This window comes from Microbacterium sp. Kw_RZR3 (assembly GCF_029222405.1).
Taxonomy (GTDB): Bacteria; Actinomycetota; Actinomycetes; order Actinomycetales; family Microbacteriaceae; genus Microbacterium.
Window position 1 is genome coordinate 1 of record NZ_JARHXC010000142.1, and the last position, 9,347, is coordinate 9,347.

The 9,347-nt window shown below is 71.1% G+C and carries 7 protein-coding genes and 1 pseudogene; 5 read left to right on the forward strand and 3 right to left on the reverse strand.

What is annotated here, in order from left to right:
- From P2P98_RS07580 to P2P98_RS07600, 5 genes are all read left to right on the forward strand, one after another.
- The coding region (locus tag P2P98_RS07580) for an ABC transporter permease subunit (RefSeq protein WP_275798672.1) at window positions 1-887 on the forward strand (887 nt) is incomplete at its 5' end.
- Window positions 884-1,687 (forward strand): ABC transporter permease subunit, encoded by an 804-nt coding sequence (locus tag P2P98_RS07585; protein ID WP_275798674.1) that lies wholly within the window; start codon window positions 884-886, stop codon window positions 1,685-1,687. The genes P2P98_RS07580 and P2P98_RS07585, both read left to right, overlap by 4 nt.
- Window positions 1,684-2,769, forward strand: coding sequence for an ABC transporter ATP-binding protein (locus P2P98_RS07590; protein ID WP_275798676.1), 1,086 nt, complete (start codon window positions 1,684-1,686; stop codon window positions 2,767-2,769). Before P2P98_RS07585 ends, P2P98_RS07590 begins: the two co-directional genes overlap by 4 nt.
- A gap of 46 nt (window positions 2,770-2,815) precedes the next feature.
- Complete coding sequence (locus tag P2P98_RS07595) at window positions 2,816-3,544, forward strand: GMP synthase (RefSeq protein WP_275798678.1); 729 nt, start codon at window positions 2,816-2,818, stop codon at window positions 3,542-3,544.
- A gap of 284 nt (window positions 3,545-3,828) precedes the next feature.
- Window positions 3,829-4,701, forward strand: a complete 873-nt coding sequence (locus P2P98_RS07600; protein ID WP_275798680.1) for a tryptophan-rich sensory protein — start codon at window positions 3,829-3,831, stop codon at window positions 4,699-4,701.
- Between the two features lie 65 nt (window positions 4,702-4,766).
- Here P2P98_RS07600 and treZ read toward each other — a convergent pair whose 3' ends face one another.
- The 3 genes and pseudogenes from treZ to P2P98_RS07615 all read right to left on the reverse strand — a co-directional run.
- Window positions 4,767-6,518, reverse strand: coding sequence for a malto-oligosyltrehalose trehalohydrolase (treZ, locus tag P2P98_RS07605; protein WP_275798682.1), 1,752 nt, complete (start codon window positions 6,516-6,518; stop codon window positions 4,767-4,769).
- 93 nt (window positions 6,519-6,611) lie between these two features.
- Window positions 6,612-9,017 (reverse strand): malto-oligosyltrehalose synthase, encoded by a 2,406-nt coding sequence (treY, locus tag P2P98_RS07610; protein ID WP_275798683.1) that lies wholly within the window; start codon window positions 9,015-9,017, stop codon window positions 6,612-6,614.
- Window positions 9,018-9,022: 5 nt separating this feature from the next.
- Window positions 9,023-9,347: pseudogene (locus P2P98_RS07615) on the reverse strand (glycogen debranching enzyme GlgX); the annotation flags it as partial.

Below are 9,347 nucleotides of genomic sequence, written 5' to 3' on the forward strand. Positions count from 1 at the left end.
CGGCGCCGGAGCCCTCCGCTCCGTCGCCGCGGGGTGCGGCCCGTCCGGGCTGGGCGTGGCTCGGCCTCACCCCCTTCGCCGCGTACGTCGTCCTGTTCCTCGCGCTGCCGACGATCGTGGCGGTCGCCTCGGGCTTCGTCGACGGGAACGGCTCGTTCACGCTCGACAACGTCGCCGCGCTCGGCGACCCCCTCGTGCTCGCCGCGTTCGGGAACTCCGCGATGGTGTCGCTGGTCACCGCGGTCATCGGCGCCGTCGTGGGTGCCCTGGTGTGCTGGGCGATGCTGGGGCTGCCCGAGACCGGCGTCGTGCGCACCGCCGTGGACGCGGCATCCGGAGTCCTCGCCCAGTTCGGTGGCGTGATGCTCGCATTCGTGCTCATCGCCGCGATCGGCGCGCAGGGTGTCGTCACCGTCGTGCTGCGGCAGCTGACGGGGATCTCGCTGTACGAGAACGGTGTCTGGCTGTACGACCTCCCGGGTGTCGTGGTGGCCTACCTGATCTTCCAGATCCCGCTCATGGTCATCACGTTCCTCCCCGCTCTCGCCGCTCTGAAGCCGCAATGGGTCGAGGCGCATCTCACCCTCGGCGGAACGAGAGGGGGCTTCTGGCGGCACGTCGGGATGCCCGTCCTCGCGCCGTCGTTCCTGGCGAGCCTGCTCCTGCTGTTCGCCAACGCGTTCTCGTCGTACGCCACGGCCGCCGCGCTCGCCAGCCAGGGCTCGCAGATCGTGCCGCTGCAGATCCGCACCGCGCTCACCAGTGAGACCGTCCTCGGGCGCGAGAACCTCGCCGGCGCGCTCGCGCTCGGGATGATCGTCGTGGTCGCCGTGGTCATGGGCGTGTACTCGCTCGTGCAGCGCCGCGCGGCGCGGTGGCAGTCGTGAACCCGCTCGCTCCCCCGCGCTGGGCGCGTTGGGTCATCGGCGTCGGCGTCGGGCTGGTCTTCGCCGTCCCGTTCGCGGCGACCGTGCTGTTCACCCTCACGCCGCTTCCCGGCGGGTCGGGGCTGTCGCTCGAGCGCTGGACGGCCCTCGCCGACCCCGCGAACGCCGCGAAGTACCGCCCGCTGTGGACGGGCGTCGGGAACTCCCTCGGCCTCGCGGGGGTCACGGTGCTGCTGGTCCTCGTCCTGTTCACGCCCACGATGGTGCTCGTGGCGCTGGCGTTCCCCCGTCTTCGTCGCGTGTTCGAGTTCGTCGCCCTCCTGCCGATCTCGATCCCCGCCATCGTTCTCGTGGTGGGTCTCACTCCCCTTTACCTGCAGATCGGTCGGACCCTCGGAACGGGGGCGTGGACGCTCGCCTTCGCCTACGGCATCCTGGTCCTCCCCTTCGCTTACCGGTCGATCCAGGCGTCCATCGACGCGATCGACGTGAAGACCCTGTCCGAGGCGGCCCGCACGCTCGGTGCCGGCTGGGGGAGCGTGCTGCTGCGGGTCATCATGCCGAACCTGCGCCAGGGCCTTCTCGCCGCGTCGCTCATCTCGGTCGCGGTCGTGCTCGGCGAGTTCACGATCGCGTCCCTCCTGAACAGGCAGACGCTGCAGACCGCGCTGATCGTCGTCAACAAGCAGGACGGCTACGTCGCCGCCATCTTCACGCTGCTCGCGCTCGCCCTGGCGTTCGTGCTGCTGCTCGTCATCGGTCGCGTCGGACGCATCGGCGCCGGAAGGAAGAGCTCATGACCGTCATCGACCGAGAGGGCGCACCCTCGCGAACCCAGAGCGCGGGGGTCGAGCTCCGCAGCGTCGTGAAGGACTACGGCACCACGCGTGTGCTGCACGGGGTCGACCTCGATGTCCGTCCCGGCGAGTTCGTGTCTCTGCTCGGCCCCTCGGGGTGCGGCAAGACGACCGCGTTGCGCGTGCTCGCGGGTCTCGAGCGCGCCACCGCCGGCGAGGTGCACATCGGCGGTCGCGAGGTCTCGAGCGTCCCCACGAACAAGCGCGACATCGGCATGGTGTTCCAGTCGTACTCGCTGTTCCCGCATCTGCGCGCGATCGATAACGCCGCGTTCGGCCTGCGGCGCCGCGGCGTCGGCACGACCGAGGCCCGCCGCCGCGCCGGAGAGGCTCTCGACCTCGTCGGGCTCGGGCACCTCGCCGACCGCTTCTCGCACCAGCTGTCGGGCGGTCAGCAGCAGCGCGTGGCCCTCGCGCGCGCCCTCGTCACCGAACCGCGGGTGCTCCTGCTCGACGAGCCGCTGTCGGCGCTCGACGCCCAGGTGCGGGTGCAGCTGCGCGACGAGATCCGCCGCATCCAACTCCGCCTCGGCACGACGACCGTCTTCGTGACGCACGATCAGGAGGAGGCTCTCGCCGTCTCGGATCGGGTCGCGGTGATGGGCGCCGGACGCATCCTGCAGTTCGGCAGCCCCGAAGACCTCTACCTCAGGCCCGCGTCCGCCGACGTAGCCGCCTTCGTCGGGTCGTCGAGCCTCGTTCCGGGCCGGGTCGCAGGCGACGCCGTTTCGGTCTGGGGGCAGAGCCTGCCGCTCGTCGCCGCCGCCGACGACGGCGCGTGCGAGGTGTTCGTGCGCCCCGAGAACCTGCGAATCGTCGCTCCGGATGCCACCGGCGTCGACGCCGTGGTCGAGCAGAGCACGTTCCTCGGCAGCGTCCGCCGCTCCCTGCTGCGCGTGGCCGACGGGAGCCTCGTGCGGGTGCAGCACCCCTCGGACGAACGGCGCGAACCGGGAGAGCGCGTGCGCGTCCGCCTCGACGAGGTCGCGGTGCTCACGAGGCCCGCGGCCGCTGTTTCCTCGTGAGTCCAGCCCCGGGCACGACGCCCGTGCGCGCGCATAGAATCCCTGGGTGACCGCTCGCCTGCTCTACGTCTGCGCCCGCCCGCAGCGCGATGCGGCCGCAGCCGAGTGGGCGTCGTTCCGCGACGGACTCGGGGTGGACGACGACGATCTCGTGCACCACGACCTCGTCCGTGAGCCCCTCCCCCGCGATATCGAGCGCTTCGCCGCGGTGGTCGTGGGCGGGAGTCCCTTCAACGTCACCGATCCCGACAAGACCGACGAGCAGCGCCGTCTCGAGCGCGACCTCGAGCGCCTCGCGGCCACCGCGATCGAGGGGCGCACGAGCGCGATGTTCACGTGCTTCGGCATCGGCGTCGTCACGCGCATGCTCGGCGGCGAGGTCACCCTGAACACCCCCGAGGGCACGGGACCCGCCGAGATCGCGCTGACCGACGCGGGTCGCGACGACGAGCTGTTCGGCATCCTGAGCCCGCGTTTCCAGGCGCTGACCGCGCACAAGGAGGGCACCGCGAGCGTGCCTCCCGGGGCGACGCTCCTCGCCGAGAACGCCGCCTGCCCGGTGCAGGCGTACCGCGCCGGATCGAGTCTGTGGGCGACGCAGTTCCACCCCGAGCCCACCGCCGAAGCGTTCGTCGCCCGCATGGAGGTCTACCGCGACGCGGGCTACTTCGACGCGGAGGCGTTCGACCAGGTGTCGGCGCACGTGCGCACGGTCTCGGTCGAGCAGCCCACCCTGTTGCTGCGGTCTTTCGCCGCGCGGGCCGTCGCGGCCTGACCCTTCCGCGGGCCGTCGCGGCGTGCCCCGTCACGCGAGCCGTCAGGCGGAGTCCATGCCCGACACGCCGCCCCGCCGACCCGCTCCACGGCGTGTCCGCCCCCAACTCCGCACGACCGTCCTGCCACCCCGCCGCGCCGTCAGGCGGTGTCCATGCCCGACACGCCCAGACACCCGCCCCTCGCACGGCGTGTCCGCCCCGAACTCCGCACGACGGCGCGGGCCGGATGCCGCGATGTCAAGCCCGAACCGCGAATCTCGCTAGCTTATCTAGGCTTTCGCCCATGAACGTAGAAGCTCCATGGCGGGGGAACGACCTCGCACGTCAGATCGTCGTCCTCTCCGCCCTGTCGTTCATGATCATCGCGGCGGTGATCGGCGCCGGCGCCTTCGGCAACACCGCGGTCGAGGATCAGCAGGACGGCGCGCTCAGCACGAACGGGTCGTACCTCGCCCCCGCGGGGCCGGCGTTCTCGATCTGGTCGGTGATCTACCTCGGCCTCATCGCGTACGCGATCTGGCAGGCCCTCCCGCGCCAGCGTACGAACCCGCGCCAGCGCGCGCTCGGCTGGCTCATCGCCCTGACCATGGCCCTCAACGGTCTCTGGCTCGTCGCCGCGCGCTTCGGCACCCTCTTCCTCACGGTCGTCGTCATCGTGCTGCTCCTCGCCGCCCTCGGCTGGACGTTCCGCGTCGCCGTTCTCACGCGCGAACCGCGCGGCGGCGTGGTCGACTCGATCCTCATCGACGGCGTCACGGGTCTGCACCTCGGCTGGGTCACCCTGGCCACGGTCGCCAACACGGCCGCCTGGCTCACGACCGTCGCCCCCTCGTCGTGGGAGAAGGCGGCGGATGCCATCGGCATCGGGGTCCTGGTCGTGGTGGGCCTCATCGGCCTCGCGATCGCGTGGAAGAGCTCGTGGCGCCTCACCCCGGCCCTCGCGCTCGCGTGGGGACTGAGCTGGCTCGCGGTCGAGCGCTTCGGCGGCGAGCCGCGGAGCACCGGGATCGGGGTGATGGCGATCATCGTGGCCGCCTTCGTGCTCCTGCCGTCCGCGGTCATCCGCATCCTGCGCCTGCTGCGACCGTCGGTCGACTGGCGTCTTTCGAACCTCGTCCCACTTATGGCTGGTTGCAGCCCCGCCAACCCGCCATAAGTGGGACATGCTCCGTCAGAAGTGGGACGAGGTCCTAAGGAGTCGAGACGAAGCAGCGCCCCACGTCAGAGAGCCGGAGCCGCGATCGCGCTCCCGCCGGCGGGAACAGTGAGCGCCACGCCGTCGAGCACCACGCCCTCCGTCGTCGCCAAGAGCACCCGGGCACCGGAGGAGACGGATGCCGAGGCCTCGGCATCCGAGAGGTTGACGACGACCACGAGGTCACCGCGACGAAGCTCGTACACCCGACCGCCCGTCGCCTCGCGCGCCACGGCCGACAGACCGGCGCGGGAGGGGTCGGTCAGCTCGGGGCGATCCCGGCGGAGCTTCGCCAGCTCGCGGTACAGCCCCAGCAGCTGCGCGTGGTCGCCCTCGCCGACCTCGTCCCAGTCGAGCTTCGAGTTCTCGAAGGTCGTGGGGTCCTGCGGATCGGGCACGGTGGACTCGTCCCAGCCCATCTTCGCGAACTCGGCGATGCGTCCCTCGGCGGTGGCCTTGCCGAGCTCGGGTTCGGGGTGCGAGGTGAAGAACTGCCAGGGAGTGGATGCGCCCCACTCCTCGCCCATGAACAGCATCGGTGTGCCCGGGGCGGTGAGCGTCAGCACAGCGGCCGCGGCGAGGCGGTCGTAGTCCAGCGACTGCGACAGACGGTCGCCCGCGGCACGGTTGCCGATCTGGTCGTGATCCTGCGCGAAGGTCACGAGGCGCCAGTTGGGCACGGCCTCCGGGATCGGCTTGCCGTGCTTCTCTTCGCGGAAGGTCGAGTAGGTGCCGTCGTGGTAGAAACCGCCCTCGCTGACCTTGCGGAACGCGTCGAGGTCGGCGAAGTCCTCGTAGTAGCCGATCGTCTCGCCGGTGAGGGCGACGTGGGCGGTGTGGTGCCAGTCGTCCGACCACTGCGCGGTGAGGCCGTAGCCGCCGGCCTCGCGCGGCAGGATCAGCTTCGGGTCGTTCATGTCGCTCTCGGCGATGGTTGTCAGCGGGATGCCGCGGTGCGCCGACAGGGCGTCGGTGCGCTCGGCGATCTCCTGCAGCACGTGCGGGTCGCGGTGATCGAGCAGCGCGTGCACCGCATCCAGGCGCAGACCGTCGACGTGGTAGTCGCTCATCCACATCAGAGCGTTCTCAACGATGTAGGCGCGCACCGCGTCTTCGTCGAGGTTGATCGAGTCGCCCCACGTGTTGCGGCTGCCCTCGCGCAGGTATGGCCCGTATTCGGGCAGATAGTTTCCCGAGGGACCGAGGTGGTTGTAGACGACGTCCTGGATGACCGCGAGGCCGGCCGCGTGCGCCGCGTCGACGAAGCGCTGGTATGCCTCGGGTCCGCCGTAGGCCTCGTGCACGGTGTACCAGAGAACGCCGTCGTAGCCCCAGTTCCAGGTGCCGTTGAAGCCGTTCACCGGGAGGAGCTCCACGTGGGTCACACCGAGGTCGACGAGGTGCTCGAGGCGCCCGATCGCGGCATCCAGCGTCCCCTCGGGGGTGAAGGTGCCGAGGTGCAGCTCGTAGATCAGTCCGCCCGCGAGCTGCTTGCCCGTCCAGCTCGCGTCGTTCCAGGCGTAGACGCTCGGGTCGAACCAGGCCGAGGCTTCGTGCACGCCCCCCGGCTGGCGCCGTGAGCGCGGGTCGGGGCGCAGGTCGTCGCCGTCGCCGAGGACGAAGCCGTACCGCTCTCCGTCGGCGAGGTCGACCGGGGCGGTCCACCACCCGTCGGCGGCGCTTTCCATCTCGATGTCCTCGACGACGGCATCGCCGCTGTCATCCAGCCGGCGCAACCGCACCCGTTCTGCCTTCGGTGCCCAGACGTCGATGCTCATGGTGTGTCCTTACGCGTGAGGGGTCAGAAATTGTCGCTCAGAGAGGCGTGAAGCGACAGAAAGTGACCCCTCACGCGCTCGGGGGACGGGGGGTCAGAAGATGAGGAGGGCCACCGGGTAGAAGGCCAGGAGGTCGGTCAGCGGGGTGGGTCCGCCCGCGAAGGAGCGGCCGGTCAGCACGTCGATCAGGGGCACGTCCGGGAGCAGCACCACCGTGTCGCGCCATCCGCCCGCGGCCGCCAGGCCGTGGGGCAACCGCGTCGCGACGGCGAAAACGCCACCACGGTCGAAGGCGATGACATGATCGGATGCCACTCCCGCGGCCTCCAGCGGACGGTAGATCTCCAGCGGGTGCTCGCGGCGCAACCGCAGCGCGCGCGAGGTCACGAGCAGCTTGGCCGCGCCCGTGGCATCCACCGTGGGGAAGGCCGCGCCGGGCGCATCGAGCGAGGCGAGCAGACGTCGCCGTTCGGCGAAGTCCACCGCGCGACGGTTGTCGGGGTCGACCAGAGACTGCTCCCACAGCTCCGAGCCCTGGTAGACGTCGGGGACACCGGGACCCATGATCTGCAGCAGCTTCGCCGACAGGCCGTTCGACCAGCCCGCGGGCGAGATCTCGTCCACGAACGCGCGCACCCGCTCGGCGGCGGGGCCGGTCGCCGCGTCGACGACCGCGTGCATGCGCTCCTCGAAGGCTTCGTCCTGCTCCCACCAGCCGGTGACCTCGCTCGCCTCGCGCGCGGCCTTCTCGGCGTAGGCGTGCAGGCGCTCGCGGTAGACCTTCAGGCCGTCCGGCGTGGAGGCCGACTCGGGCCACGCGCCGACGATGGCCTGCCACAGCAGGTTGTCGAACGGACCGTGCCCGGTCGAGGCGATTCCGCGGAACTCGCCCAGCACCTCCGCCCAGCGCTCCGGGATCTCGGCGAGCACCGCGATGCGGGCGCGCGTGTCCTCGCCGCGCTTGGTGTCGTGCGTCGACAGCGTGGTCATGGCGGTCGGCCACGACGCGTGCCGCAGCGCCTGGGCGGTGTGGAATCCCGAGACGTCGAGGGCGAACTCGCCCGGGTCACCCCCCACCTCGGTGAGCGAGCCCAGCCGCGTGTAACGGTAGAACGCCGTGTCTTCGACGCCCTTGGCCATGACCGGGCCGGTCGTCTGCTGGAACCGCCACGCGACCTCGCGGCTGGTGTCGGCGAGCACCGGTACGAGCTTCTCGATCACGTCGCCGAGCTCGGGTCGGCGCACCTCGGCCTCGCCCGCGGCGGCATCGAGGTGGGCGCGGCCGGCGGGGAGGTAGGAGCGGTAGACGGGGAAGCACGCGAGGACCTCGGCGAGCGCGTCCTGCAGCACGTCGGCCCCGAACTCCGCACGGAGCTCAGCGGGAAGACCCCGCACGAGCCGCCGGATCTCCGACACCTGGATCGAGTCGGCGATCTTGCGCTTGGTGTCGTGGATCAGATCGTGCCACCCGGTGAGCGGCGCAAGGTCGCTGTCGGCGCGCAGACGTGCGTCGAGCGCGTCGAGCGCCGCCTCGCCCGCGGGGTCGGTCAGCACGCGGTCGATCTCGGCGAGCGCGTCGTAACCTGTCGTCCCGGCGGTCTTCCACCACGAGGGCAGCGCCTCGCCGTGCTCGAGGATCTTCTCGCCGAGGACGTAACCGATCTCGCCCTCGCCCGCCTCCTCCAGCGCGACGGCGAGCTGGTCGAGATAGCCGCCCGGGTCGACGAGGCCGTCGGGGTGGTCCACGCGCAGACCGTCGGCGAGGCCCTCGCGCACCCAGCGGAGGATCTCGGCGTGCGTCTCCTGGAACACCTCGGGCAGCTCGACACGGACGCCCGCGAGGGTCGTCACGGCGAAGAACCGACGGTAGTTGAGGTCGGCCGCCTCGTCCTGCCAGAACCGCAGCTCGAAGTTCTGCGCGTCGAGCAGAGCGACGATGGCGTCGCGCGAGCCCGAGGCCGCGGCATCCGTCCCCGTCCCCGGCGCGACCGGGAAGGCGTGGTCGTAGTACCGGATCACACCGTCGGGAGCGTCGTCAGCCGGCGTCGGGTCGTACGAGATCTCGCCGATGACCGCGTCGAGGTCGTCGCCGAGCACCGGTACGCGCACCTTGCCGCCGCCGAACTCCCAGTCGATGTCGAAGGAGTCGGCATACACCGAGGCGCGACCCTGGCGCAGCACGTCCCACCACCAGGCGTTCGTCCGCGGCTCCGAGACCCCCATGTGGTTCGGGACGATGTCGACCAGGATGCCGAGACCCTCCGCGCGCGCGGCTTCCGCGAAGCGCGCGAGGCCCTCGGCGCCGCCGCGTGCGGGGTCGACCCGCGTGACGTCGACGACGTCGTACCCGTGGTCGGAGCCCGGCGTGGCCTCGAGAAGCGGCGACAGGTACGCCCACGAGACCCCGAGGTCACGGAGATACCCCGTGACCTCGGCGGCGTCGTCGAGGGTGAACGATTCGCGGATCTGCAGGCGGTAGGTCGAAAGCGGATGCCGCATCTCGGTCACAGCTCCGGCTTGGGCGCCTGGCCCGGCAGGTCGTCGGGGCCGACCACCTGGATCTGGGCGGTCAGCGACGCGGCCACGGAGTGGTCGACCTCTGGTTCGGGCAGGTGGTGCTCGCGCAGCACGATGAGCGACTTGGGCTCGATCGGCAGGGTCTCACCCGGACTCAGCGGCTCGGTGTTGGCACGCTCCCCGGCGGTGTCGACGTAGGCGTCCCACTCGGGCGCGTACTCGAAGTCCGGCAGGACGAAGTCGACGGGCTCATCGCCGGCGTTGAACAACACGAGGAAGTGGTCGTCGCTGATGGACTCGCCGCGGCGATCG

Bases quoted from the DNA above. Each gene is read 5' to 3' on its own strand.
- P2P98_RS07600 (WP_275798680.1), top strand. From the start codon at position 3,829: ATGAACGTAGAAGCTCCATGGCGGGGGAACGACCTCGCACGTCAGATC.
- treY (WP_275798683.1), bottom strand. From the start codon at position 9,017: ATGCGGCATCCGCTTTCGACCTACCGCCTGCAGATCCGCGAATCGTTC.
- P2P98_RS07590 (WP_275798676.1), top strand. From the start codon at position 1,684: ATGACCGTCATCGACCGAGAGGGCGCACCCTCGCGAACCCAGAGCGCG.
- treZ (WP_275798682.1), bottom strand. From the start codon at position 6,518: ATGAGCATCGACGTCTGGGCACCGAAGGCAGAACGGGTGCGGTTGCGC.